The sequence below is a fragment of the Nocardioides hungaricus genome, assembly GCF_054782915.1.
Window position 1 is genome coordinate 64,710 of the sequence record NZ_BAAGRO010000004.1, and the last position, 23,769, is coordinate 88,478.

At 73.8% G+C, this 23,769-nt stretch carries 31 protein-coding genes; 10 read left to right on the top strand and 21 right to left on the bottom strand.

From position 1 onward, the window contains the following. From ACYVKX_RS01995 to ACYVKX_RS02005, 3 genes are read right to left on the bottom strand one after another with little or no spacing between them, the layout of a single operon-like run. On the bottom strand, positions 1–627 hold the full coding sequence (locus ACYVKX_RS01995) for a 3-oxoacid CoA-transferase subunit B (RefSeq protein ID WP_460828853.1): 627 nt from the start codon (positions 625–627) through the stop codon (positions 1–3). Further along, positions 624–1,289 (bottom strand): 3-oxoacid CoA-transferase subunit A, encoded by a 666-nt coding sequence (locus ACYVKX_RS02000; RefSeq protein WP_460828854.1) that lies wholly within the window; start codon positions 1,287–1,289, stop codon positions 624–626. The genes ACYVKX_RS01995 and ACYVKX_RS02000 overlap by 4 nt, the downstream gene beginning before the upstream one ends. After that, on the bottom strand, positions 1,286–2,455 hold the full coding sequence (locus tag ACYVKX_RS02005; protein WP_460828855.1) for a thiolase family protein: 1,170 nt from the start codon (positions 2,453–2,455) through the stop codon (positions 1,286–1,288). Before ACYVKX_RS02005 ends, ACYVKX_RS02000 begins: the two co-directional genes overlap by 4 nt. A 70-nt stretch (positions 2,456–2,525) precedes the next feature. Between ACYVKX_RS02005 and ACYVKX_RS02010 the strand changes: the two genes are divergently transcribed. Then, positions 2,526–3,425, top strand: a complete 900-nt coding sequence (locus ACYVKX_RS02010) for a LysR family transcriptional regulator (protein ID WP_460828856.1) — start codon at positions 2,526–2,528, stop codon at positions 3,423–3,425. A 71-nt stretch (positions 3,426–3,496) separates the two neighbouring features. Here the strand turns inward: ACYVKX_RS02010 and pcaDC are convergent, their stop codons facing one another. Genes pcaDC through pcaH form a run of 4 tightly spaced genes read right to left on the bottom strand, consistent with a single transcriptional unit; the run spans position 3,497 to position 7,014 of the window. Further along, entirely contained in the window at positions 3,497–4,681 is a 1,185-nt protein-coding gene (gene pcaDC / locus ACYVKX_RS02015) for a bifunctional 3-oxoadipate enol-lactonase/4-carboxymuconolactone decarboxylase PcaDC (protein ID WP_460828857.1), read from the bottom strand. Further along, positions 4,678–5,745: a lyase family protein gene (locus ACYVKX_RS02020; protein WP_460828859.1), complete on the bottom strand. Its 1,068-nt coding sequence runs from the start codon at positions 5,743–5,745 to the stop codon at positions 4,678–4,680. Before ACYVKX_RS02020 ends, pcaDC begins: the two co-directional genes overlap by 4 nt. Positions 5,746–5,749: 4 nt before the next feature. Further along, a complete protein-coding gene (pcaG, locus tag ACYVKX_RS02025; protein ID WP_460828861.1) occupies positions 5,750–6,247 on the bottom strand; it encodes a protocatechuate 3,4-dioxygenase subunit alpha in 498 nt (165 codons plus the stop codon). Then, positions 6,244–7,014, bottom strand: a complete 771-nt coding sequence (gene pcaH / locus ACYVKX_RS02030) for a protocatechuate 3,4-dioxygenase subunit beta (protein WP_460828862.1) — start codon at positions 7,012–7,014, stop codon at positions 6,244–6,246. The genes pcaG and pcaH overlap by 4 nt, the downstream gene beginning before the upstream one ends. 70 nt (positions 7,015–7,084) lie before the next feature. On the opposite strand from pcaH, the gene ACYVKX_RS02035 reads away from it, so the two are divergent. From ACYVKX_RS02035 to ACYVKX_RS02045, 3 genes are all read left to right on the top strand, one after another. Then, on the top strand, positions 7,085–7,843 hold the full coding sequence (locus ACYVKX_RS02035; RefSeq protein ID WP_460828863.1) for an IclR family transcriptional regulator: 759 nt from the start codon (positions 7,085–7,087) through the stop codon (positions 7,841–7,843). Positions 7,844–7,879: 36 nt separating this feature from the next. After that, positions 7,880–9,052 (top strand): 4-hydroxybenzoate 3-monooxygenase, encoded by a 1,173-nt coding sequence (locus ACYVKX_RS02040; RefSeq protein ID WP_460828864.1) that lies wholly within the window; start codon positions 7,880–7,882, stop codon positions 9,050–9,052. A gap of 88 nt (positions 9,053–9,140) precedes the next feature. Then, on the top strand, positions 9,141–9,875 hold the full coding sequence (locus ACYVKX_RS02045; RefSeq protein WP_460828865.1) for a hypothetical protein: 735 nt from the start codon (positions 9,141–9,143) through the stop codon (positions 9,873–9,875). 125 nt (positions 9,876–10,000) lie between these two features. Here the strand turns inward: ACYVKX_RS02045 and ACYVKX_RS02050 are convergent, their stop codons facing one another. The 4 genes from ACYVKX_RS02050 to ACYVKX_RS02065 all read right to left on the bottom strand — a co-directional run bounded on the left by ACYVKX_RS02050 (position 10,001) and on the right by ACYVKX_RS02065 (position 12,725). After that, the gene (locus tag ACYVKX_RS02050) at positions 10,001–10,453 is read right to left on the bottom strand and encodes a PGPGW domain-containing protein (protein ID WP_460828866.1); all 453 of its coding nucleotides are present in this window, start codon (positions 10,451–10,453) and stop codon (positions 10,001–10,003) included. A gap of 124 nt (positions 10,454–10,577) precedes the next feature. Further along, on the bottom strand, positions 10,578–11,240 hold the full coding sequence (locus ACYVKX_RS02055) for a hypothetical protein (RefSeq protein WP_460828867.1): 663 nt from the start codon (positions 11,238–11,240) through the stop codon (positions 10,578–10,580). A 197-nt stretch (positions 11,241–11,437) separates the two neighbouring features. Further along, positions 11,438–12,115 carry an NADPH-dependent F420 reductase gene (npdG, locus tag ACYVKX_RS02060; protein WP_460828868.1) on the bottom strand — a complete coding sequence of 226 codons (678 nt, stop codon included), beginning with the start codon at positions 12,113–12,115 and terminating at the stop codon, positions 11,438–11,440. A 43-nt stretch (positions 12,116–12,158) separates the two neighbouring features. Beyond that, entirely contained in the window at positions 12,159–12,725 is a 567-nt protein-coding gene (locus ACYVKX_RS02065; RefSeq protein WP_460828869.1) for a TetR/AcrR family transcriptional regulator, read from the bottom strand. Between the two features lie 42 nt (positions 12,726–12,767). Between ACYVKX_RS02065 and ACYVKX_RS02070 the strand changes: the two genes are divergently transcribed. After that, positions 12,768–13,949: an acyl-CoA dehydrogenase family protein gene (locus tag ACYVKX_RS02070; RefSeq protein WP_460828870.1), complete on the top strand. Its 1,182-nt coding sequence runs from the start codon at positions 12,768–12,770 to the stop codon at positions 13,947–13,949. Here ACYVKX_RS02070 and mftF read toward each other — a convergent pair. Genes mftF through mftA form a run of 7 tightly spaced genes read right to left on the bottom strand, consistent with a single transcriptional unit; the run spans position 13,894 to position 19,407 of the window. Further along, positions 13,894–15,228 carry a mycofactocin biosynthesis glycosyltransferase MftF gene (gene mftF / locus ACYVKX_RS02075; RefSeq protein ID WP_460828871.1) on the bottom strand — a complete coding sequence of 445 codons (1,335 nt, stop codon included), beginning with the start codon at positions 15,226–15,228 and terminating at the stop codon, positions 13,894–13,896. The two genes, ACYVKX_RS02070 and mftF, sit on opposite strands and share 56 nt — an antisense overlap. Next, positions 15,225–15,947: a mycofactocin-coupled SDR family oxidoreductase gene (locus ACYVKX_RS02080; RefSeq protein WP_460828872.1), complete on the bottom strand. Its 723-nt coding sequence runs from the start codon at positions 15,945–15,947 to the stop codon at positions 15,225–15,227. Before ACYVKX_RS02080 ends, mftF begins: the two co-directional genes overlap by 4 nt. Beyond that, entirely contained in the window at positions 15,944–16,612 is a 669-nt protein-coding gene (gene mftE / locus ACYVKX_RS02085; protein ID WP_460828873.1) for a mycofactocin biosynthesis peptidyl-dipeptidase MftE, read from the bottom strand. Before mftE ends, ACYVKX_RS02080 begins: the two co-directional genes overlap by 4 nt. Next, complete coding sequence (gene mftD, locus ACYVKX_RS02090) at positions 16,609–17,817, bottom strand: pre-mycofactocin synthase MftD (protein WP_460828874.1); 1,209 nt, start codon at positions 17,815–17,817, stop codon at positions 16,609–16,611. The genes mftE and mftD overlap by 4 nt, the downstream gene beginning before the upstream one ends. Continuing rightward, positions 17,814–19,028 (bottom strand): mycofactocin radical SAM maturase, encoded by a 1,215-nt coding sequence (mftC, locus tag ACYVKX_RS02095; RefSeq protein WP_460828875.1) that lies wholly within the window; start codon positions 19,026–19,028, stop codon positions 17,814–17,816. Before mftC ends, mftD begins: the two co-directional genes overlap by 4 nt. Continuing rightward, positions 19,025–19,315 (bottom strand): mycofactocin biosynthesis chaperone MftB, encoded by a 291-nt coding sequence (gene mftB, locus ACYVKX_RS02100; protein ID WP_460828876.1) that lies wholly within the window; start codon positions 19,313–19,315, stop codon positions 19,025–19,027. Before mftB ends, mftC begins: the two co-directional genes overlap by 4 nt. Continuing rightward, positions 19,315–19,407 carry a mycofactocin precursor MftA gene (gene mftA, locus ACYVKX_RS02105; protein WP_460828877.1) on the bottom strand — a complete coding sequence of 31 codons (93 nt, stop codon included), beginning with the start codon at positions 19,405–19,407 and terminating at the stop codon, positions 19,315–19,317. The genes mftB and mftA overlap by 1 nt, the downstream gene beginning before the upstream one ends. Before the next feature lie 70 nt (positions 19,408–19,477). On the opposite strand from mftA, the gene mftR reads away from it, so the two are divergent. Continuing rightward, entirely contained in the window at positions 19,478–20,053 is a 576-nt protein-coding gene (gene mftR / locus ACYVKX_RS02110; protein WP_460828878.1) for a mycofactocin system transcriptional regulator, read from the top strand. A gap of 235 nt (positions 20,054–20,288) precedes the next feature. Here mftR and ACYVKX_RS02115 read toward each other — a convergent pair whose 3' ends face one another. Continuing rightward, on the bottom strand, positions 20,289–20,435 hold the full coding sequence (locus ACYVKX_RS02115; RefSeq protein ID WP_460828880.1) for a hypothetical protein: 147 nt from the start codon (positions 20,433–20,435) through the stop codon (positions 20,289–20,291). Between the two features lie 99 nt (positions 20,436–20,534). On the opposite strand from ACYVKX_RS02115, the gene ACYVKX_RS02120 reads away from it, so the two are divergent. The 4 genes from ACYVKX_RS02120 to ACYVKX_RS02135 are packed head-to-tail and all read left to right on the top strand — an operon-like array spanning position 20,535 to position 23,144. Further along, entirely contained in the window at positions 20,535–20,780 is a 246-nt protein-coding gene (locus ACYVKX_RS02120) for a hypothetical protein (RefSeq protein WP_460828881.1), read from the top strand. Further along, positions 20,777–21,649, top strand: coding sequence for an AAA family ATPase (locus ACYVKX_RS02125; protein ID WP_460828883.1), 873 nt, complete (start codon positions 20,777–20,779; stop codon positions 21,647–21,649). The genes ACYVKX_RS02120 and ACYVKX_RS02125 overlap by 4 nt, the downstream gene beginning before the upstream one ends. A 2-nt stretch (positions 21,650–21,651) precedes the next feature. Then, positions 21,652–22,752: a vWA domain-containing protein gene (locus ACYVKX_RS02130; protein ID WP_460828884.1), complete on the top strand. Its 1,101-nt coding sequence runs from the start codon at positions 21,652–21,654 to the stop codon at positions 22,750–22,752. Beyond that, positions 22,749–23,144, top strand: a complete 396-nt coding sequence (locus ACYVKX_RS02135) for a hypothetical protein (protein WP_460828885.1) — start codon at positions 22,749–22,751, stop codon at positions 23,142–23,144. Before ACYVKX_RS02130 ends, ACYVKX_RS02135 begins: the two co-directional genes overlap by 4 nt. On the opposite strand, the gene ACYVKX_RS02140 is transcribed toward ACYVKX_RS02135, so the two are convergent. Further along, complete coding sequence (locus ACYVKX_RS02140; protein ID WP_460828886.1) at positions 23,123–23,485, bottom strand: hypothetical protein; 363 nt, start codon at positions 23,483–23,485, stop codon at positions 23,123–23,125. The genes ACYVKX_RS02135 and ACYVKX_RS02140 overlap by 22 nt on opposite strands. Beyond that, positions 23,482–23,769 carry a hypothetical protein gene (locus tag ACYVKX_RS02145; RefSeq protein ID WP_460828887.1) on the bottom strand — a complete coding sequence of 96 codons (288 nt, stop codon included), beginning with the start codon at positions 23,767–23,769 and terminating at the stop codon, positions 23,482–23,484. The genes ACYVKX_RS02140 and ACYVKX_RS02145 overlap by 4 nt, the downstream gene beginning before the upstream one ends.

The following is a 23,769-nucleotide window of genomic DNA, read 5'->3' on the forward strand; positions in this document are numbered from 1 at the left end:
TTAGAGCAGCGGTACGTCGAGGCGCTCGGCCAGGTCCGCGCGGGTCGTGCCGAACGTCTCGACGACACGCACGCCGTCCGCGCCGACCTCGAAGACCGCGAGGTCGGTGTAGACCCGCGAGACACAGCCGACTCCGGTGAGCGGGTAGGCGCACGACGGCACCAGCTTCGGCGTCCCGTCGCGATCGAAGAGCGTCATCATCACGAGCACCTGCTTGGCCCCGATCGCGAGGTCCATCGCGCCGCCGACGGCGGGGATCGCGTCCGGGGCACCCGTGTGCCAGTTGGCGATGTCGCCGCCGGCGCTGACCTGGAAGGCGCCGAGCACGCATACGTCGAGGTGGCTGCCGCGCATCATCGCGAACGAGTCGGCGGAGTGGAAGTACGCCGCACCCGGCGGCTCGACCACGGGGACCTTGCCGGCGTTGATCAGGTCGCCGTCGACCTCGTCGCCGACGGCGGCGCGGCCCATGTTGAGCATGCCGTTCTCGGTGTGGAGCACCACACCGGAGTCCGCGTCGAGGTGGTCGGCGACCAGCGTGGGCTGGCCGATGCCGAGGTTCACGTAGGCGCCGGGCGGGATGTCCCGCGCGACGCGAGCGGCCATCTCGTCCTTCGACAGGCTCATACCGCCACCACCCGGTCCACGTAGATGCCGGGCGTCACGACCGCCTCGGGGTCGAGCTCGCCGACCTCGACCACCTCGCGCACCTGCACGATCGTCGTGGTGGCGGCGGTCGCCATCACCGGCCCGAAGTTGCGCGCGGTCTTGCGGTAGACGAGGTTGCCCATCCGGTCGGCCCGGTGCGCGCCGACGAGGGCGACGTCGCCCCTGATCGGGTACTCGAGCACGTAGGTCCGGCCGTCGATCTCGCGCGTCTCCTTCGGTCCGTCGGGGCCCTCGGCCAGCGGCGTCCCGACCCCGGTCGGGCAGAAGAACGCGCCGATGCCGGCGCCGGCGGCACGCATCCGCTCGGCGAGGTTGCCCTGCGGCACCAGCTCCAGCTCGATCCTCCCGTCGCGGTACAGCCCGTCGAACACCCACGAGTCCGCCTGCCGCGGGAACGAGCAGACCACCTTGCGCACGCGGCCCTCGGCCAGCAGCGCGGCCAGCCCGGTGTCGCCGTTGCCCGCGTTGTTGGACACCACGGTGAGGTCGGTCGCGCCCTGGTCGATGAGGGCGTCGATGAGCTGCACCGGCATGCCGGCCAGGCCGAAGCCGCCCACCAGCACGGTCGAGCCGTCCGCGATGCCGGCGACCGCCTCCGCGGCGGATTCGCAGACCCTCATGACACGTTCTCCAGCACCACGGCGAGCGCCTGCCCGACGCCGATGCAGATCGCGGCCACGCCGTACCTCTCCCCGGACTCCTGCAGCCGCGCGGCGAGGGTGCCGACGATCCGGCCGCCGGACGCGCCGAGCGGGTGGCCGATCGCGATCGCGCCGCCCTTGGCGTTCACGATGGCGGGGTCGATGGCCCACGCGTCGACACAGGCCAGCGACTGCACGGCGAAGGCCTCGTTGAGCTCGACCGCGCCGACGTCCTTCCAGCCGATCCCGGCCCGCGCCAGCGCGCGATCGGCGGCCTCGACGGGCGCGTAGCCGAACATCGGCGGCTCGACCGCGGACGCCCCGCGGCCGGCTATCCGGGCGACCGGATCGATGCCCAGGCCGGCGTCCTCCGACCCCAGCAGTACGGCGGACGCCCCGTCGTTGAGCGGGGACGCGTTGCCCGCGGTGATCGTCCCCTCGGGCCGGAACGACGGCCTCAGCCCCGCCAGCTTCTCGGCGGTGGACCCCGGGCGGATGCCCTCGTCGCGGATGAGGTCACCCACCGGCACGACGAGCGAGTCGTAGAAGCCGGCCTCCCACGCGGCATCGGCGAGCACGTGCGACCGGGCGGCGAACTCGTCCTGCCGATCCCGGGAGATCGCGAACCGCTCCCCCAGCACCTCGTTGGCCTCGCCGAGCGAGACCGTCCACTCCGCCGGCATGCCCTCGTTGACGAGCCGCCAGCCGAGCGTGGTCGAGACCGCGGTGACGTTGCCGGCGGGGAACGCCCGCGACGGCTTCGGCAGCACCCACGGCGCCCGGGTCATCGACTCGACGCCGCCGGTCAGCACGACGTCGGCGTCCCCGGACTCGATGGTCCGCGAGCCGACGATCGCGGCGTCCAGGGAGGAGCCGCAGAGCCGGTTGACCGTCGTCGCCGGCACCGACACCGGCAGGCCCGCGAGCAGCACGGCCATCCGGCCGACGTTGCGGTTGTCCTCGCCGGCCTGGTTCGCGCAGCCCCACACGACGTCGCCGATCCGGCCCGGGTCCAGGCCCGGCGCCTTCGCGAGCACGCCGGTGATCGCGGTCGCGGCGAGGTCGTCGGGCCGCACCTCGGCCAGGGCGCCGCCGAAGCGGCCGAACGGCGTGCGCGCGGCGGCGTACACGAAGGCGGCGGTCATGCGTCCACCGTAGGCCGCGCCGACCGATCTTCTCCAATACCGAATCTCGGTCGATTGATAAGCTGTGTGCATGGAGCTGCGCCACCTGCGGTCCTTCGCCGTGCTGGCGGAGGAGACGCACTTCAGGCGGGCCGCCGAGCGGCTGCACATCGCCCAGCCCGCGCTCTCCCAGCAGGTCAGGCAGCTCGAGCGCGAGCTCGGCCTGCCGCTGTTCACCCGGACGACCCGCCGGGTCGAGCTGACCGAGGCGGGCGTGCGCTTCGCCGAGCACGCGCGGACCGTCCTCGGCGACGTCGGGCGGGCCGCGGACGACATGGCGCTGCTCGCCTCGGGCCGCGCGGGCCGGGTCTCGGTCGGGTTCATCGGCACGGCGACGTACGACGTCCTGCCCCGCGTCGCCCGCGAGGTGCGCGCCGCCCTCCCGGACGTCGACCTCATCCTCCGGGGCGAGCTGCTGTCACCGCAGCTCGTCGCCGGCCTCCACGACCGGACGTACGACGTCGCCCTCCTGCGCCCAGACCCGGTCAACCACAGCGATCTGAGCGTCCGTCAACTGCGCTCCGAGCGGCTCGTCGCCGTGCTGCCGGCCGGCCACCGGCTCGCGCGGCGCCGCCGGATCCCGCTCTCCGCGCTGGCCGGCGAGGCGTTCGTCATGCACCCGTCCGGCCACCGCTCCTCCATCCACGACCAGATCCTCGCCGCCTGCGCCGCGGCCGGCTTCACGCCGGACCCGGTGGTCGAGGTCGGCGAGACCGCGACCCTGGTCGTCTTCGTCGCCGCCGGTCTCGGCGTCGCGCTGGTGCCGGAGCCGGTGCGCAGCCTCGGCCTCGACGGCGTCGCGTACGTCGCCCTCACCGCTGCCCCGACGGTCGGCCTCGCCCTCGCCACCCGTGCCGGCGACGACACCCCGGCCGTGCGCCGGGTCGCCGACCTGGTCGCCGCCTGCGTCGCCCGTCGAGTTGGGCAGTAGTCGCCGTCGAGTTGGGCCAAAGTTCGCGAATCAGGCCCAACTCGACGGCGAACGAGGCCCAACTCGACGGGTCAGAGCAGGCCGTCCTCGCGCAGCACCTCGGCGGCGATCCGGAACGCCGTGTTGGCGTCGGGTACGCCGCAGTAGATCGCCGACTGCAGCAGCACCTCCTGGATCTCCTCGACCGTGAGGCCGTTGCGCAGCGCGGCGCGCACGTGCATCGCCAGCTCCTCGTGGTGGCCGCGGGCGATCAGCGCGGTGAGCGTGATCATCGAGCGGGACCGGCGGTCCAGGCCCGGCCGCGTCCAGATCCCGCCCCAGGCGTAGGCCGTGATCAGCTCCTGGAAGTCGCGGGTGAAGTCCGTCGTGGCCGCGGTCGCCCGGTCGACGTGCGCGTCGCCGAGCACCTCGCGGCGGACCCGCATCCCCTCCGACGGCGAGGCCGGAGCGGGCGACTCCCCGAGCAGGTGCGAGCGCAGCAGCCGGGCCACCTCGTCGGGCGCCTCGGCCGGGGCGAGGTGGGCGACGCCGGGCAGCTCGACGTACGTCCCGTCGGCGACGCCCGCGGCCACCTCGCGCAGCCTCTCGGGGGGCGCGGCGACGTCCTCGGCGCCCGCGACCGCGAGCACCGGGACCGTGATCCGCGCCAGGGCGTCGCGGACGTCGAAGGTCGCGAGGGCGCCGCAGACCAGCGCGTAGCCCTCGTCGTCGACGTCGGACAGCGCGTGCAGCAGCGCGCTGCCGCGCTCGGGCTCGCGCTCGAGGAAGCCGGGGGCGAACCACCGCCCGGCCGACGCCGCCACCAGCGACGGCGTGCCGGACGCGCGGACGGCGGCGATCCGCTCGGCCCACGACTCCTCGGTCCCGAGGCGGGCGCCGCTGCACAGCAGGGCCGCGGCGACGACCCGGTCGGGGGCGTCGAGCAGCAGCTGCAGGCCGACGGCGCCGCCCACCGAGTCGCCGGCGTAGGAGAACGGCCCGCGCGGCTGGCCGCGCTCGGTGAGCAGGTCGTCGACGGTCCGCAGCACGCCGGCCGCCAGCTCGGCCATCGTGAACGGCTCGTCGGGCACCGACCGGTTGTGGCCGTGGCCGGGCAGGTCCCATGCGACCACGTCGAAGGCGTCGACCAGCCCTGGCGCGCAGGCCGACCAGAGCGTCGCGGCCGAGGTGCCGAGCGACGGCCCCAGCACCAGCAGCGGCAGCTCGGCGCGGTGGCGGGCGGCCGTCATCCGGACGGCGGTGACGCTCGGGATCACGAGGGCTCCTCCTGCCGGGCGCGGGCGACCACCTGGTCGACGTACGCGCCCGCGTCGCCGAGGTACGTCGGCGACGGGTCGTCGGTCATGCTGCGCTGCTCCGCCAGGACGCTGTCGCCGGCGGCGGCGAGGTTCGCGGCCATCCGGCCGTCGTCCACGCGCAGCCCGGAGACGAGGTCCGCGGTCTGCGACGCCACGACCAGCGTGCGCCGGACCAGGTCGCGCAGCGTCGCCCACTCGGCGTGCCAGCCGCCGTCGGCGCGGTCGTCGACCTGCGACGCGGCGGCGAGGTGCAGGGTCGCGGCGAGCTGCGGCGTGGTGAGCGCGGCGCGGCGGACCAGCACCGACAGCACCGGGTTCGCCTTGCCCGGCATCGTCGACGAGCCACCGCCCGAGCCCTCCGCCAGCTCGCCGATCTCCGGACGCGACAAGACGAGCACGTCGTTCGCGATCCGCGCGCAGGCGTCCGTGCAGCCGGCGAGCGCGTCCCCGAGACGGGTGACCGGCGCGCGCGTGGTGTGCCAGCGCGGTACGCCGGCCGGCGCCTCGCGCCCGAGCTCGACCATCGCGGCGCGGGTGCCGGCGGCACCGCCGTACTGGCCCGGGAAGGACAGGCGCCGCAGGTCGTCGTCGGCGTCGAGCACCGCGGTCAGCCAGGCGGCGACCCGGAAGCCGAAGGTGGTCGGCACCGCGTGCTGGGTCAGCGTGCGCGCCACCATCGGGGTGTCCCGGTGTCTCGTCGCGAGCGCGGCCAGCGCGGTGACGACCACGCGGAGGTCGCGGCGCAGGTCGGCGACGGCCGCCTCGGCCATCAGCATCAGCGCCGAGTCGACGACGTCCTGGCTGGTGAGCCCACGGTGCACCTCGGGGTCCTGCTCGCGCAGCCGCCGCACGAGCGCGATGACCGGGTTGCCGCCGGCCTCCGCGAGCGCGGGGTCCAGGTCCGGCACCTCGAGCTCGCGGCCGAGCCACCGCGACTCCACCTCGACCATCGCCCGCAGGAACGCGATCGAGCCGAAGTGCAGTCCGGCGCGCTCGTCGCCGGGCCAGAACAGGTCCGCCATGTGCTCAGTCTCGCGCGAAGTCGAGGAAGACGGTCTCGTCCTCGCCCTGGAGCCGGATGTCGAACACGAAGCCGCGGTCGTCGGCCTGCGCGGCGAGGCTCGGCCACTGCGGGGGCGCGGCACCGGGCAGGTAGGCACGCGTGAACAGCCGGTCGAGCAGGCCGCGGGCGAAGACGGTCAGCGCGAAGAACGGCGACGCACCTCCCGGGCGCAGCGTCGTGAACTGGTAGTGCCCGGCCCGGTCGGTCTCCGCGCGGCCCCAGCCCGTGAACGTGTAGCCGTCGCGGCGCAGCGATCCCGGCACCTGCGGGACACTGCCGTCGGGCGCGAGCTGCCACAGCTCGATCAGCGCGTCGGGCACCGGGTCGCCGGCGCCGTCGAGGACGCGGCCGTGCAGCCGGACCGCGTCCGGCCGGCCCGGCGGGACGAGCTCGTGGTCGCCGTCGTACGGCAGCGCGTAGCCGAAGAACGGCCCGACAGTCTGGCCGGGGGTGGGGGTCACTGCTCGTCCTCCTCGAACACGGTGCGGCGGCTGCCGGTGAGCACGATGTCCCAGCGGTAGCCGGTCGCCCACTCGTGCGTGGTCACGTCGTGGTCGTAGGTCGCGACCAGCCGCTCGCGCGCGGCCGGGTCGACGATCGACTGGTAGATCGGGTCGAGCGCGAACAGCGAGTCGCCGGGGAAGTACATCTGGGTCACCAGCCGCTGCGTGAACTCCCGGCCGAACAGCGAGAAGTGCACGTGCGCGGGGCGCCACGCGTTGCGGTGGTTCTTCCACGGGTACGGCCCGGGCTTGATCGTCGTGAAGCGGTACCACCCGTCGGCGTCGGTGAGGCAGCGGCCGACGCCGGTGAAGCTCGGGTCGAGCGGCGCGGGGTGCTGGTCGCGCTGGTGGATGTAGCGGCCGCCGGCGTTCGCCTGCCAGATCTCGACCAGCTGGCGCCGTACCGGCCGGCCCTCGCCGTCGAGCACGCGGCCGGTGAGCACCAGCCGCTCGCCGATCGGCTCCCCGGCGCGCTGGATGGTCAGGTCGGCCTCGAGCGGGTCGACGTCGCGCTCGCCGAAGACCGGCGCCCACAGCTCGATCCCCTCGGGGTCGGCGTGGTGCGGGTCCTTCGTGGGGTGCCGCAGGATGCTGGAGCGGTACGGCGGGTAGTCGAGCCGCGGCCGGGTCTCGACGGCGCCCGCGGCGGCGTACCCCCGGACGATCGCGTCGATCTCGGCGGAGATCTCGGCCTGCGTCCCGGTGGCGGAGTCGGAGCTGGTCACCGGCCGACCGTAGGGAGCCGGCGACGACGCTGACGACGGCTGCCTTCCGGTCAGTGGAAGGATGCCTCCCGTGGCCGGCAACACCTCGACCCCCGGCGCGACGGTCGCGTCGCGCGCCCTCGCCCTGCTCGGCGCGTTCGATGACCGCCACCGGCGGCTCGCTCTGACCGAGCTCGCGGGCCGCGCCGGGCTGCCGGTGCCGACCGCGCACCGGCTGGTCGGCGAGCTGGTCGCCTGGGGCGCGCTGGCCCGGACGCCGGCTGGTGACTACGTCGTCGGCCACCGGATGTGGGACCTCGGGCTGCTGGCGCCGGTGCAGTCCGGGCTGCGCGAGCTGGCCTCGCCGTACCTCCACGACCTGTACGGCGCCACGCTCGCCACCGTCCACCTCGCCGTCCGCGACGGCAGCGAGGTGCTCTACGTCGACCGCCTGGCCGGGCACGCGTCCGTGCCGGTGGTCAGCAGCGTCGGCTCCCGGCTGCCGATGCACGCCACCGGCGTCGGCAAGGTGCTGCTCGCGCACGCGCCCGCGGCCGTGCAGCAGGACGTGCTCGCCGGCCTGACCCGCATCACGCCGTACACCGTCACCCAGCCGGGGCTGCTCCACCGCCAGCTCGCCAGGGTGCTCCGCGACGACCACGCCACCACGACCGAGGAGATGAGCCTGGGCGCCTGCTCGATCGCGGTGCCGATCCGGCGCGGGACCGACGTGGTGGCCGCGCTCGGCATCGTCGTGCCCTCACTCAAGGACCGCGCCCGCCTGACCGGCGCCCTCCACGTGGCCGCCCGCGGCGTCGGCCGAGCGCTTTCGTCCAGCGGAAGCGGCTGATGGTCCGGCCGTCTCGACCCGATCGAGACTCCGGGCATGCGAACCCAGGTCGCCATCCTCGGCGCGGGCCCGGCCGGCGTGCTCCTCTCCCATCTGCTGGCGGCCGAGGGCGTGGAGTCCGTCGTCGTGGAGACGCGCTCGGAGGAGTACGTCGCCGGCCGGATCCGCGCGGGCGTCCTCGAGCAGTCCACGGTCGACCTGCTGAACGACGTCGGGCTCGGCGACCGGCTCGCCCGCGAGGGCGACCGGCACCGCGGCATCCACCTCCAGTGGCCCGGCGAGCGGCACCACCTCGACTTCGTCGACCTGGTCGGGCGGTCGGTGTGGGTCTACGGGCAGACCGAGGTGCAGAGGGACCTGGTCGACGCGGCGCACGCCCGCGGCCAGCGGCTCGTCTACGAGGTGCGCGACACCGCGCTGCGCGAGCTGGAGACCGAGCGCCCCTCGGTGACCTTCACCGACGCGTCCGGGATCGCGCGACGGCTCGAGGCCGACGTGGTCGTCGGCTGCGACGGCTCGTTCGGCCCGTCCCGGGCGGCCGTGCCCGGCGCCGTACGCCGGACGTGGGAGCGGACCTACCCCTACTCGTGGCTCGGCATCATGGCCGACGTCGCGCCCTCGACCGACGAGCTCGTCTACGCCTGGCACCCCGACGGGTTCGCGCTGCACTCCATGCGCTCCGCGACCGTGTCGCGGTTCTACCTCCAGGTGCCCAACGACACCGACCTCGCCGACTGGCCCGACGACCGGATCTGGGACGGGCTCGCGACCCGGCTCGGCCACGGCCAGGACGGGTGGGAGCTCGCGACCGGCGCGATCACCGACCGGAGCGTGCTGCCGATGCGGTCGCACGTCTCGCAGCCGATGCGGCACGGCCGGCTGTTCCTGGCCGGCGACGCCGCGCACATCGTGCCGCCGACCGGTGCCAAGGGCCTCAACCTCGCCGTCGCCGACGTCGCCCTGCTCGCACCCGCCCTGGTCGCACTGCTGAAGGGCGACCACGCGCTCGCGGACGCCTACTCCGACACCGCGCTGCGCCGGGTCTGGCGGTGCACCCACTTCTCCTGGTGGATGACCACGATGCTGCACGCGAGCGAGGACCCGTTCGACCGCGAGCTCCAGCGCTCCCAGCTCCGGTGGGTCGCCACCAGCGCCGCCGGCGCGGCCGGCCTGGCGGAGAACTACGCGGGCCTGCCGATCGGGTACTGAGTATTGCCGACGACGATCGACCGGTCTGGACCTGTGGTTGGAGCCACACGATCGGGGGAACGTCCCCTCCACCCGTAGGAGGAGAGACATGATCACGAAAGCAGCGAAGCTCGTACTAGCGGGCTGTGTGGCGGTCGCGCTCACGTTCACCGGCGCCACCGGCGTCCAGGCGGCGAGCCCCGACCGGTCCCCGACCAGCGACACCGGCGCCAAGGCCGCCGGCCAGTGCGCGAAGCCGAAGGCCAAGGTCAAGAAGGCCAAGAAGGCCGTCAACAAGGCCCAGAAGAAGGTCAAGAAGGCGAAGAAGGCCAAGCAGAAGGCGGACGGTCCGCAGCAGCGCAAGGCCGCCGACAAGAAGCTGAAGAAGGCGAAGAAGCAGTTCAGGGCCAAGAAGAAGGCGCTGAAGAGGGCCAAGGCCAAGCTGCGCCAGTGCCGCAACAGCCAGGGTCCCGGCGGACCCGGCGGCCCGGGCGAGCCCGCGAACCCGCTCCAGCCGGCCTGCGACGCCGGGCTGCCGCAGGCGATCTGCGACGCGTTCGCGACGCTGCCGCTGCCGACGCCCGGTGGCGGGGACAGCCCGATCCAGGCACTGTGCGACGCCGACCCGACCGGCTCGCTGCAGCCGATCTGCGACGCCGCGGGCGGCACTCCCGGTCCGGGCGGCGAGAGCCCGATCCAGCCGCTGTGCGACGCCGGTCTCCCGCAGGCGATCTGCGACGCGGCCGCCGGAGGAGCGCCCGACCCGGGCACGATCCTCGGCCCGCTCTGCGACCTCGGCCTGCCGCTGCCGATCTGCGGCGTGCTCGGAGTGAGAGCCGCGTAGAGGTTCTCGGGAGCTCGGAAGGGGTGCGCCGTCGCGTGGGGGGCGGCGGCGTACCCCTCGAGTCTCTCAGTACGTGTTGGGAAGGGGCGGCGCGCAGCAGGCCATGACCCTTGCTCAACACGTACTCACCCCGGCACCGGCTCCTTGCGGATCCGGAACCGCCGGTAGCTGTAGACGATCAGCCCGACCGCGATCAGGCCCGACGCGATCTGCGTGATGCCGGTCGCGACGCCGCCGGGCAGCCAGCTCCACTCCGGGAGCGGCCACCAGCCGGGCATCTCCGGCCCCCAGATCCACAGGACGCCGCACAAGATCAGCCCGACCGCGAGCGCGCCGGACAGCGTGATCCGCAGCGCGTTCTCGACGCTCTCCGCGGCGCCGCGCAGCGCCTGCTTCTTGATCGGCTCGACCCGGCGCTCGGCCCACTCGTACTCCTGCGAGAGGATCACCAGGCCGGCCGCCAGCATCAGCAGCCCGGGCCCGGGCAGGATCAGCGCCGCGATCCCCGCCACCACCAGCAGCCAGCCCACGACCTCCAGGACGATCCGCTTCGCGGCTGCTCCCCCAGGGAATCCCATGCCCGAAGACTGTCAGACCGGGTCAACTGGCAGGGGACGAAATGTCGATAGTCCCTGACGTTTCGGCCCCGAATCGACCGTCCTGGGGGCCCAAACGTCAGGGACTATCCCGAAGAAGAGCCGGTCAGGCGGCCAGGGACAGCTCGTCGCAGGTGACCTCCGGGTCGATGCCGGCGGGCAGGCGGACGAGCCGGGCGTGCACGTGGGCAGGGATGCCGATGCGCAGCAGGATCGCCAGCGAGCCGATGGTGGCGACGGTGGCGTAGATCAGGTTCGCGTCGACGTCGGCGAGTACGCCGTAAGCGCCGGCGACCAGGGCGTCCACGATCAGCAGCGCCCAGGCCGAGGCGGCGACGGCCGAGACGTCGTGGCTGCGCCAGGCGGTGAGCGCGGCCGGGGTGACCAGCAGCGCGACCGAGCAGCCGAGGACGACGGTCGCGACGACCGGTCCGACCCACAGCGCCGACAGGCCGGCGGCGGACACGACGACCAGCCACAGCACCGGCAGCCAGAGCCGGGCGCGCGACCCACCGCGGAGCCACGCGATCACCAGGGCGCCTACCGTGGCGGGCACCGCGACCGCGGCCGGGAGGGCGACCCAGAGCTCGCGCTCGAGGACGCCGAAGACGGTCCAGGCGACGCCGCTGATGGCCGAGTTCGCCAGGGCGGCGACGCTCACACCGGCCGCCGTGGTCGTCGCGCGCAGCTTGCGGAACTGCGGGACCGTGTAGGCGGCGGCCAGCACGGTGCCGGCCAGTCCGATGATGGTGGCGAGGTCGAGGCTCATGTTCACTCCTTCCGGCGCGGGTTGCGCAGACAAGCGACACGGCCGCCGCGCACCGGGGTGCGCGGCGACCGCGTCGGTCAGACGTATCTGGACTCGGGACTAGTCCCGACGGGAAATACTACCCGTCAATGGCGCCATAGACGAACTATCTTGCGGTCAAAGGCCATGTTCGCGGGGTGATCTCCGGCACCTCGACCTCAGACGTCCGTGATCCGGACGCCGGCGTGCGCCTGGTAGCGCCGGTTCACCGAGATCAGGTTGGCGGTGAGGGCCTCGACCTGGTGGGCGTTGCGGAGCCGACCGCCGTAGACGCCGCGCACGCCGGGGACGACGGTGCACAGGTCCTGGACCAGGTCGGTCGCCTCACGCACGTCGCCGAGCACCAGCACGTCGGTCTCGACCGAGGCGATCTCGGGGTCGTCGAGCAGCACGGCGCTGACGTTGTGGAACGCCCCGACCACGGTCGAGTCCGCGAGGATCGCCGCCGCCTGCTGCGCGGCCGAGCCTTCCTCGACCGGGAGCGCATAGGCGCCCTGCTTGTCGAAGCCGAGCGGGTTCACGCAGTCGACGACGACCTTGCCGGCGAGCTCGGCCTTGAGCGAGATGAGCAGCTCGCCGTGGCCGTCCCACGGTACGGCGACCACCACGATGTCGCCCGCGGCGGCGGCGCCCGCGTTGTCGGCGCCGCGCACGTCACCGGGCAGCTCCGTCGACAGCTGGGCCGCGGTGTCGGAGGCACGGTCGGCGCTGCGGCTGCCGATCACGACGGGGATGCCCCCCGCGGCGAAGCGTCGCGCCAGCCCACGCCCCAGCGGTCCGGTGCCGCCGAGGACGGCGACGGTCAGGCATTGGAGGGACTCGGGGAGGTTGCTCATGGCCAGCACTCTGTCAGGCCACCGGGGCGGCCGAGGGAGCTGCTCAGGGAGTGGTACCGCCCACGCCGTGCACGACCAGGTCGGCCAGCGCCCGGTAGGCGGCGGCGTCCGCCAGTCCGGACGCGGCGGAGATCCGGCCGCCCTGGATCGCGGTCATCACCTGGGCGACCGCGGCGCCGACGAACGACGCGTCGACCGGGCGCAGCGACCCAGCCGCCACGCCGGCGGTGACCAGCTCCTGCACGCGCCGCGCCGCGAGGCCGGTGTTCTCCTCGTAGATCTTCGCCGCCGGCGCGTAGGCCTGGAGGTCGGCGTAGAACCGCTCCGAGGCCGGCGCCAGCTCCGCGGCCACCGCGGTCAGGTAGACCGCGAGCCGCGCGCCGGGATCGGGCTCGGCCGCGACCTGCGCCTCGATCCGCCCGGTCGCGCGGCGGAAGAAGCCGCGCACCGCGGCCAGCACGACCTGCTCCTTGCTCTCGGCGACCCGGTAGATCGTCGTACGAGAGCAGCGCAGCCGGGCGGCGAGGTCGCCGATCCCGAACTCGAGGAACCCCTCGGCGAGGAACAGCTCGATCAGCTCGTCGAGCAGCTGGTGGCGTGGGGGTGGCACGGGGATGACGCTATCAGTACCAATCGGCGTAGTGTGGTACTCATGCCCGCCACCCGCCTGCTGCCCACGGACGAGGCCGTCGACCTGATCGGCCTGGTCCGCGCGCTCGCCGACCGCGAGCTCGCCCCGCTCGCCGCCGAGGCCGAGCGCACCGAGACGTTCCCGCGCGAGGTGTTCCGCACCCTCGGCCGCGCGGGCCTGCTCGGCCTCCCCTACCCCGAGGAGTACGGCGGTGGCGGCCTGCCCTACGAGGTGTACCTCCAGGTGCTGGAGGAGGTCGGCACGGTCTGGGCGAGCGTCGGCGTCGGCATGTCCGTGCACGCGCTCTCCTGCTTCGGCCTGGCGACCGCCGGCACCGAGGAGCAGAGGCAGCGCTGGCTGCCCGAGATGCTGGGCGGCGAGCTGCTCGGCGCCTACTGCCTCTCCGAGCCGCACGCCGGCTCCGACCCGGCCGCGATGCGCACCCGGGCCCGGCGCTCCAGGTCCGGCGACGGCGACGACTGGGTGATCTCGGGCGCGAAGGCGTGGACCACCCACGGCGGGCACGCCGACTTCTACACGGTGATGGCCCGCACCGGCGAGGGCCGCGGCGACATCTCCTGCTTCCTCGTGCCGGCCGACGCCGAGGGTCTGACCGCCGACCCGCCGGAGCACAAGATGGGCCTGACCGGCTCGGCGACAGCGACCATGCGGTTCGACGACGTCCGCGTGTCGGCCGACCGGCTGCTCGGCGCCGAGGGCGACGGCCTGAGGATCGCGCTCGCCGGCCTCGACGCCGGCCGGCTCGGCATCGCCGCCGTCGCCACCGGACTCGCCCAGGGCGCGCTCGACCACGCGGTCGCGTACGCCAGGGAGCGCGAGACCTTCGGCGAGCGGATCATCGACCACCAGGGCGTCGCGTTCCTGCTCGCCGACATGGAGGCCGCCGTCCAGAGCGCCCGCGCGACGCTGCTCCACGCCGCCCGGCTCAGGGACCAGGGCCTGCCCTACGGCCGCGAGGCCTCGATCGCGAAGCTGGTCGCCACCGACAACGCCATGCGGGTCACCACGGACGCCGTGCAGGTGCTCGGCGGCTACGGCTACACCCGCGACTTCCCGGTCGAGCGCTATATGCGCGAGGCGAAGGTGATGCAGATCTTCGAGGGCACCAACCAGATCCAGCGACTGGTCATCGGCCGGTCGCTCGACCGCGCGAGCGGCGCCCCTGTGCGCCGCGCACGCTGACCGCGCCCAGCGACCGCGCCTTCAGTACGCCGGACCACAGCCCGGCCCCGTAGGCGAGGTCGTCGAGCCGGCGACCGGCGAGACCCTCGCCCGCGTTGACGAGGACGTCGACGAGCAGGGCACTGACCACGGCGCGGCGTACCGTCCGGGAGAGCAGTGCGGCGACGGCGACCGGCGGCCACCAGTGCCGCAGCAGCAGCGCGGACTCCTGCCGCACCGACCACCAGAGTCCGCGGCCGGCGAGGTCGACGGCGAGCCGGTCCCGGCCCTCGACGTCGGGCAGCGTGCGGCGCAGTGCCTGCACGCCGCGGGCGGTGCAGGCCAGCGCGACCGGCGCCGACCACCAGCGCCGGGCGAGCAGCGCCGCGGCGGCGGCCGCCATCGCCGGCGAGAGGACGGCGACGGCGCCCTTGTCGCCGTGGCGGGAGGCGAGCGGGGCGCCGCCGGTGCCGTAGACGTACTTGCGGCCCAGCCACGCGCGCAGGGTCGCGCGGGCGTCGTGGTGCGCGACCTCGGCCGGGTCGTAGCGGACCGTCTGTCCGGCGTCGACCAGCCGCCAGACCAGGTCGACGTCCTCGCCGACGCGCATGGTGGCGTCGAAGCCGTCACCGAGTCGGTCCGTGCGCCCGACCAGGCAGGCGCTCGGGAGCCACGCGACCGCGGCACCCGGCCGCACCGAGCACCCGGTGTCGCCGAGGCCGAGCGACGAGGCGGCCTCGTCGTACCGCTCGAACCAGCGCGGCCGCTCCGACCGCGCCCGCCCCTCGATGCGGGGCGCGACCAGGGCGACGCGGTCGTCGGCGAAGTGCCGGCCCAGCCGCAGCAGGGTGGCGGCGGCGACGGTGACGTCGCAGTCGACGAAGGCGACGTACGGCGTGCTCACCGTGGCCAGTCCCGCGTTGCGGGCCCCGGCGGGACCGCCGTTCTCCTCCAGGCGGATCACCTCCACATGGGGGGCATCGGGGGTCAGCGGGATAGGGGAGGCGTCGTCGACCACCAGGCAGCGCAGGGGCCTCAGCGCCTCCAGCGCGCGGTCCAGCTCGTCGGCGCGACCGTGCACCGGCAGCACCACGGTGAGTTCGGACGGGTCGAGCGGCGCGACGTCGTCGAGCACGGGGTCGGCGAGGTTGCCGTCCAGGAGCCGGCGCGCGAGGGCACCGTCGGCGACGTCGTCGGGCAGCGCTCCCGGCCGCAGCCGGACGACCCGCATCGGCGAGCCGCCGACGAGCACGTCGCCGCGCCGTACGCCGGGCTTGAGCCGGGCCCGTACGGTGCTCATGGCCGGAAGCCGCCGTCGGCGTGCACCACGCTGCCGTTCAGCACGCCGCCCTCGGCCGAGCAGCAGAAGGCGATCGTCGCCGCGACCTCGTCCGGCTCGAGCAGCCGGCGCAGCAGTTGGTGCGACGTGAACACCTGCGGATCGGGAACGCCGTAGAGGTCGGCGGTCGCGTCGAGCATGCCAGTCCGCGTCGAGCCGGGCGAGACCGCGACCGCGGTGACGCCGGTGGCGACGAGGTCGGCGGCGAGCCCCTTCACCAGGCCCACGACGGCGTGCTTGGCGGTGGTGTACGCCGCGAGGTGGAACAGCCCGTGGCTCGCGGCCGCGGACGCGACCGCGACGAACCGGCAGCCGCTGGGGTTCGGGCCGGCGAGCATGGCGGGTACGGCGGTGGCCGCGGTGTTCCAGACGCCCCTGACGTCGACGTCGAGCAGCTCGGCCAGCTCGCCGTCGGGTGCCTCCCAGAGCGGGTGCCCGCCGGCGATGACCGCCGCGGCGGCGACCGCGGCGTCGAGGCGGCCCCAGCGGTCGAGTGCGAGGTCGACCGCGCGCTGCTGGGCCGCGCGGTCGCGGACGTCGCCGACGACATGGGCCACCTGCTCCGCCTCGGGCGCCTGCTCCAGGTCGAGGCCGATGACGCGATATCCCTGTGCCACAAGGGCGCTGACGGTCGCGGACCCGATGCCGCCGGCCGCGCCGGTGACCAGCGCGACCCTCATGAGAGGCGCTCCACGACCTCGGCGACCATCCCCTTCAGCAGCCGCTCACCCTCGGCGGCGGAGGCGCCGGCCGGGTCGCCGAGCACTCCGTTGGGCGACACGGCGGCCACGCCGCCGGCCATCAGCGCGGGGAGGATCTCGCTCAACGGCTCGGTGTTCCCGGCCTCGGCGAGCTCGCGTCGCACCGACTCCGGCCGCAGGTGCAGCATCAACGAGGTCTCGGTGAGGCCGGCGTGCAGGTCCGCCCCTGCATTCAACGCGGCCTCGGTCGCGCAGGGCACCCACGCGACGTCGTGCCCCTCCTGCACCAACAGCGCAATTGCGCCGTTGAGGGCGGCCACGTTGCCGCCGTGCCCGTTGACGATCACGACGCGGGACGCCCAGGTGCGCAGCGACCGGACCAGCTCGACCACGACGTGGGCGAGCGCCTCGGTGCCGACCGACGCGGTGCCCGGGAAGGACTGGTGCTCGCCGCTGGAGCCGTAGGGGATCGCCGGCGCCGCCCAGGCACCGACCTCCGCGGCGACCCCGTGGGCGACGGCGGTCGCGATCACGGTGTCGGTGTCCAGCGGGAGGTGCGGGCCGTGCTGCTCGATCGAGCCGACCGGGACCAGCACGAGCCCGGCTCCTGCCGTCTCGGCCGAGGTGGCCCGTCCGAGGTTCATGAGACGTGGAAGCGCTCAGGCACCAGCAGGGTCTCGGGCGTGAGCTCGTCGATCGACGACAGCCCCAGCCCCAGCAGGGCCGAGTCGATGCCGCTGCGGAGGATGTCGAGCACGTTCTCCACGCCGGCCTGGCCGTTCGCGGCCAGCCCCCACAGGTAGGCGCGGCCGATGAGCACCGCCCGCGCACCCAACGCCAGCGCCTTCACGACGTCGGAGCCGCGGCGCACGCCCCCGTCCATGAGGACCTCGACCTGGTCGCCGACCGCGGTCGCGATCGGGTGCAGCAGCCGGATCGCGGCCGGCGTACCGTCCAGGTTGTTGCCGCCGTGGTTGGACACCGAGATCGCATCGACCCCCGCGTCCACGGCCCGGCGGGCGTCGTCGACGCGCGCGACGCCCTTGAGCACGAACGGCGTCCCGCTGATCTCACCCCACGTCGACCGCATCCACGCGACGTCCGCCCAGGACGGCGGCGGCGTGGTCACCCACTCGTAGTAGGCGCCGAAGAACGTCGGCCCCTTCATCTCGCCGGCGGGTGCCAGGTTGGGTGCGGTCAGGTCCGGGATGTGCCGGGGCCCGAACTGCCGCAGCCACCTGACCTTCGTGACGACCTGGGGAGCCATCCGGATCATCGCCTTGAGGTCGACCCTCTCGGGGATCTCGGGGCTGCCCCAGTCGCGGCCCGTCGAGAACGACCAGTCCAGCGTGGCGATCAGGCCCACGGCACCCGCACGATGGGCGCGCTCCATGCGCTGCGCCATGACGTCGCGGTCGCCGGTCCAGTACATCTGGAACAGCGTGCGCGGGCACGCCTCGACGACCTCCTCGACCGGCTTGGACGCGAAGTTGCTCAGCCCCATCAGGGTGCCGCGCGCGTCGGCCGCGCGGGCGACCGCGACCTCGCCGTCGGGATGCACCGCCTGTACGCCGGTCGGGCTGATCAGCACCGGCAGCGACACCTCGTTGCCCAGCACCGTCCGGCTCATCGCCCGCTCGGCGTGCTGGCCCGCGACGTGCGGGAGCAGCCCGAGCTCGGCGAACGCGGCCTGGTTGTCGCGCACCGTCTGACCGCGCTCGGAGCCGGCCAGCAGCGCGGCGTACACCGGCGCGGGCAGCCGCTTCTGCGCGCGCCGCTGGGCGACCGCGACCGACTCGAACCAGGGGTTCTGCCTCCAGGGGCTCTCTGCCCACTTCGGTCGAGTCACGGCACGAACCCCGCCAGCGGGCTCTCCGCGCAGTCGCTCACCGGAGGCCGAGAAGGGGGCCGCGTCATCAGCTTGAGCATCACGGGCTGGTTGCGCGTCGGCGTCGCCTTCGAGTGGTCCTGGCTGGCGGCCGGGATGCTGCGCGCGCCCTGCTCGACCAGCTGGCTGAGCGCCAGCTCCCCGTACCCCTGCACGCATTCGGGGTCCGGGCCGTCGAGCGGCAGGCCGGTGAAGAACTTCGCGGCCATGCAGCCGCCGCGGCAGGCGTCGTAGTGGGCGCACTGCGTGCACGCCCCACCGGTCTGCGGCGAGCGCAGATCCGCGAACAGCGGCGAGTCCTGCCAGACCCGGCCGAAGCCGCCGCCGGTCAGCACGTTGCCGGCCAGGAAGCTCTCGTGGATCGCGAACGGACACGCGTACACATCGCCGACCGGGTCGATCAGGCACACCACACGCCCGGCGCCGCAGAGGTTGAGGCCGGGCAACGCTCCACTCCCATCAGTGGGGCCGAACCCGGCGAGGTGGAAGAACGAGTCGCCGGTCAGCACGTTGTCGCCCCGGGCGAGGAGCCAGTCGTAGAGCTCGCGCTGCTGCTCCGGCAGCGGGTGCAGCTCGTCCCACACGTCGGCCCCACGACCGCTCGGGCGGAGCCGGGTGAGGCGCAGCGTCGCGCCGTACTCATCGGCGAGCGCCTGGAACTCGTCGAGCTGCCCGATGTTCTGCCGGGTGCAGACGACGCTGATCTTGGCGTCGGTGAAGCCCGCGTCCTTCAGGTTCTGGAGCGCGGTGATCGCGGTGTCGTACGAGCCCGGGCCGCGCACGTAGTCGTTGACCCCGGCGGTCGCGCCGTCGAGCGAGATCTGCACATCGACATAGTCGGTGCTCGCCAGGAGCCGGGCGCGCTCGGGGGTGATCCGCACGCCGTTGGTCGAGAACTTCACGCCGACCTGATGGTCCACGGCGTACTCCAGCAGGTGCCAGAAGTCCGGGCGGATCGTGGGCTCGCCGCCGCCGATGTTCACGTAGAACACCTGCATCCGCTGCAGCTCGTCGATCACCGCCTCGCACTGCTCGGTCGTGAGCTCGCGCGGGTCGCGCCGGCCGCTGCTCGAGAGGCAGTGCACGCATTCGAGGTTGCACGCGTACGTCAGCTCCCAGGTCAGGCAGATCGGCGCGTCCAGCCCCGACTCGAAGTGCTCCACCAGCCTCATGCCGCGCTCCTGCAGATCATGGCGGACTCGGCGAGGCCCTCCAGGGCGGAGAGGTACACCGGCCACGACTCCTCCGGGACACCGGCCGCCACGAGAGCGGACCGGACCGACCCGTCACCGTCCGCGGACCCCAGCCCGCGGACGACGGCGACCAGCTCGGGGCGCTTGAGGAAGACCAGCCTCCGGTTGCCGAAGTGGTAGGCCAGCGCCCCGAACGGCTCCGGGCGCAGCGCCACCGACGGCGACAGCGCCCAGGACTGATCCAACCAGGGCTCGTCCAGATTCATCAGTAGACGCCGCACATGCCGTCGATGGACACCTCTTCGATCAGGTCCTCGGCAACGAGCTCGTCGGCGCTGGTGGTCTCTTCCGGGTTCATGGCAGCCTCCTGTCGGATGTGGTGCCGGACACACTAATGGCATCCAGCGCCAAAAAGATAGGATGGGGTCATGCGCAGTCGGGGTCGGCCGGTCGCGACCAGCCACGCGGCGATCGAGCGCGTGGCGTTCCGGCTGTTCGCCGAACGCGGCTTCGATGCCGTGACGATGGCCGACATCGCCGCCGAGATCGGCGTCGGCCGGCGCACGCTGTTCCGCTACTTCGAGTCCAAGAACGACATCCCGTGGGGCCAGTTCGACCGCACCCTCGACGGCTTCCGCGCCATCCTCGCCGGCCAGCCCGCCGACCTCCCGCTGTCCGAGGCGGTCCACCGCAGCGTGGTCGCGTTCAACGACTTCCCCGCCGACGCCTCGCCCAGCCACCGCGACCGGATGCGGCTGATCCTGGAGACCCCCGCTCTCCAGGCCCACTCCGTGCACCAGTACGCCGCCTGGCGGGCCGCCATCGCCGATCACGTCGCCGACCGGCTCGGCCTCGACCCCGCCGACCTGCTCCCCCGCACGGTCGGCAGCGTCTCCCTGGCGCTCGCCCTCTCGGCGTACGAGAGCTGGCTCGCCGACCCGGACTCCGACCTCGCCCTACTGCTGGACGAGGCGATGTCCGGCCTGCGCGACTACCTCGGGTGAGCCTCGCCCGCCGGGATGACGAGCGAGGCGGCTGCCCCGGCGACGCAATTGCGCCGGAATGGCAGTCCGGGCGCGGCAGGCACTGCCATAGCAGCGCAATTGCGCCGACATGACAGCCGGACCCGGGCAACCACTGCCACAACAGCGCAATTGCGCCGAGATGGCAGTCGGGACGGCCTAGCCACGGCCCCACGACCAGCACGCATGGCGTCCGGGAGGAGAAGGCCGGGGACGATCAGGTCGCGATGAAGAGGATCTCGTCGCGGCCGTACTCCATGCCGGGGTGCTCCGCGGCGAGGTGGGCCTGGGTCAGCTCGACGAGCTCGTCCTCGTCCTTCCCGCGGATCGTCTCACCGCAGGGACAGGTCAGCCGGGTCTTCATGCGGCCAGCGTAGAACGGTCAGCGTAGAGCGGCCGGCCGCCTTCAGCGTTCCCTTAACCCACCCTCGCCGGGGGCTGCCGACCGACCTACAGTGAGGGCATGGCCGAGCCGACCGAGGTCCTCCGCGAGCTGTGGGACGCCGACCGCGCGACCGACGCCGCGGTCGAGTTGGACGACGCGACGCCGGCCAAGGTCTGCAAGCGGATGCGCGACGTCACCTTCGACGGCATGGCCGAGCCCGGGACCGACCTGCGCCAGGCCTGGCGCGACCGGCTCGCCCGCGAGGGCAAGCTCGGCACCGGCGAGACGATCCGCGACCTGGTGCTGGGCCGCGAGCGGGGATGACCCGGCCCGGGAGCGTCGCGGAGCTCACCGACGCGCTCCGCACCGACGGCTACCTCGCCGATCGCGGCCTCGCCACGGCGGCGTACGTCGCCCTCACCCTGGACCGGCCGCTGCTGCTCGAGGGCGAGGTCGGCGTCGGCAAGACCGAGGTCGCGAAGGCGCTGTCGCGGGTGCTCGGCCGCCGGCTGATCCGGCTCCAGTGCTACGAGGGCATCGACACCAACCAGGCGCTCTACGAGTGGGACTACGCCCGGCAGCTGCTGCAGATCCGCGCGCTGTCCGAGCGCAGCCTCGACGACGAGGCCGCGGTGGACGCGCTGTTCGGGCCGAGGTTCCTGCTGGAGCGGCCGCTGCTCGACGCGGTGCGCGCGGGCGATGGGGCGGTGCTGCTGGTCGACGAGGTGGACCGCGCGGACGACGAGTTCGAGGCGTTCCTGCTCGAGCTGCTCTCGGACTTCCAGATCACCATCCCCGAGATCGGCACGGTCGCGGCCGAGCGGCCGCCGCTGGTCGTGCTCACCTCCAACCGCACCCGCGAGCTGCACGACGCGCTGAAGCGGCGCTGCCTCTACCACTGGGTCGACTACCCGCCGTTCGAGCGCGAGGTCGAGATCGTGCTGGTGCGCGAGCCCGGCGTGTCCGAGACGCTGGCGCGCAAGGTCGTGGCCGCGGTCAACCGGCTGCGCGAGCTCGACCTGGCCAAGGCCCCCGGCGTCGCCGAGACCATCGACTGGGTGCGCACCGTCGGCGCCGTCGGCGCGACCGACCTCGACCGCGAGACGGTCGAGGACACCCTCGGGGCGGTGGTGAAGGACCGCGACGACCTGGACGTGGTCCGCGAGCGGGTGCACGAGCTCTCCGGTGGCTGACGGTGGCTGACCCGTTCCTCGAGACGCTGGTCGGCTTCGGCCGCGAGCTGCGTACGGCGGGCGTGCCGGTCGGCACCGGCGACATCCGGACCTACTGCGCGGCGATGGAGCCGCTCGACCCGACCGACCTGATGGACCTCTACTGGGCCGGCCGCACCACGCTGGTCAGCCGCCGCGAGCACCTGCCCGTCTACCACCGGGTCTTCCGCGAGTGGTTCCTCGGCGTGCCGGGCGAGCCCGACCAGGCGCGGCCGTTCGACCGGCCCGAAGCCGCCGATGCCTGGGCGAGCCTCCAGCTGCCCGAGCCCGAGCAGGCCGGCGAGGAGCGCGAGCAGGAGGAGGCCCGGACGGGCCTGGTCGGCTCCGACGTCGGCACGCTCCGGCACAAGTCGTTCACCGCGTGTACGCCGGAGGAGCTGGCCGCGCTGCGCCGGATCATGCGCACCGTGCGGCTGACGCCACCGCGGCGGCGCTCGCGCCGCACCATGCCGGCGCCGTCCGGGCGGCGACCCGACCTGCGGCGTACCGTCCGCGAGGCGATGCGCACCCACGGCGACCCGGCCACGCTGCGCTGGCGCCGCCGCCGCGAGCGGGTCCGGCCGCTGGTGCTGGTGCTCGACGTGTCCGGGTCGATGGCCGACTACTCCCGCGCGCTGCTCCAGTACGCCCACGTCACCGCGCGCACGGCCAGCCGGGTCGAGGTGTTCTGCTTCGGCACCCGGCTCACCCGGATCACCCGCGAGCTCGAGCACCGGCGTCCCGACGAGGCGCTGGACCGGGCCGCGAGGGCGGTCTTCGACTGGGAGGGCGGCACCCGGATCGGCGCCTCGCTGGACGCGTTCGTGCGCGACTTCGGCCGGCGCGGGGTCGGCCGCGGCGGCATCGTGGTGATCTGCTCCGACGGCCTCGACCGCGGCGACCCGGCGCTGCTGGAGTCCGCCATGCAGCGCCTCTCCCGGTTGAGCCACCGCGTCCTCTGGCTCAACCCGCACGGCACCGAGCCCGGCTCGCTCGGCATGACGGTCGCGGCGCCGTACGTCGACGAGGTGCTGGCCGCCCGCAGCCTGGCCGACCTCGAGGAGTTCGCGCGGAGGCTCGGGTGATCCGGCTCGGCTCGCTCGCGGGCTACCCGTTCGACGGCCCGCGCGTGCTCGCCGGCTGGTCGGCCCCGGCGGTCGCGGCGGTCTACGCGATCCTCTACCGGCCCGACCCGGGCCGCGAGCGGTACGCCGTCGTCTACGTCGGGCATAGTGAGGACCTGTCGGCCGAGGGGTTCCCGTTCCGCCACCCGGCCGCGCCGTGCTGGGTCGAGCGCGCCGGCGGCAGGTACGGCGTGCACGTCGCGACCTACCAGATCCCCGGCGGCCTGCCCGGCCACCGGGCGCAGCTCGTCGACGAACTGGTGTCGGTCTACCGGCCGCAGTGCAACGAGCGGCAGTACGACGCCACCTGGCGCGAGGAGTGGATCGGGCGTCAGCGCCCGACCGGCTCGTAGCCGACGGTCTCGTGCAGCCGCGACCGGCGGCGCCCGGACGCCGGTGCCGCCGGCGGCCGCTCGGCCGTCGGGGGCTGGTACGTCGCGCCGGCGACGATGCCCTCGGCCATGCCGTACAGCAGCGGCAGCGCGCCGGCGACGACGCCGCCGGTGCGGTTGATGTGCTGCAGGCCCGGCATGATCGGCTCGGCGTTCGCCTCGATCCGCCACACGATCTCGGCGCACTCCTCGAGGTTGGCCGCGATCCGCATCAGCTGGGTGCCGACGACGTAGAGGTAGATCGCGAGCCCCGCGATCAGCAGCGAGATGTCGACGACGGTCAGCACGACGAGGGTGGTCACGTCCGCACCTTCCCGAGGACCCGGCCGAGGAACAGGTGGTGCTCGAGACCCTCCGCGAGCACCGCGTCCACCCCGGCCGCGGTCGTGGCGATCAGCGCCGTGTCGTCGGTGTTCCGCTCCGCCTCGAGCAGCGTCGCCTTCACGGCCGCGACCCGGCGGTCGATGGTGCGCACCTCGACCACCAGGATCGTCAGCAGCGCCGCGACCGCGAGCACGACGACGAAGCCGCCGATCACGGCGCCCCACCACAGGCTCTCCTGGGTGTCGGTCAGCATGACGGTCAT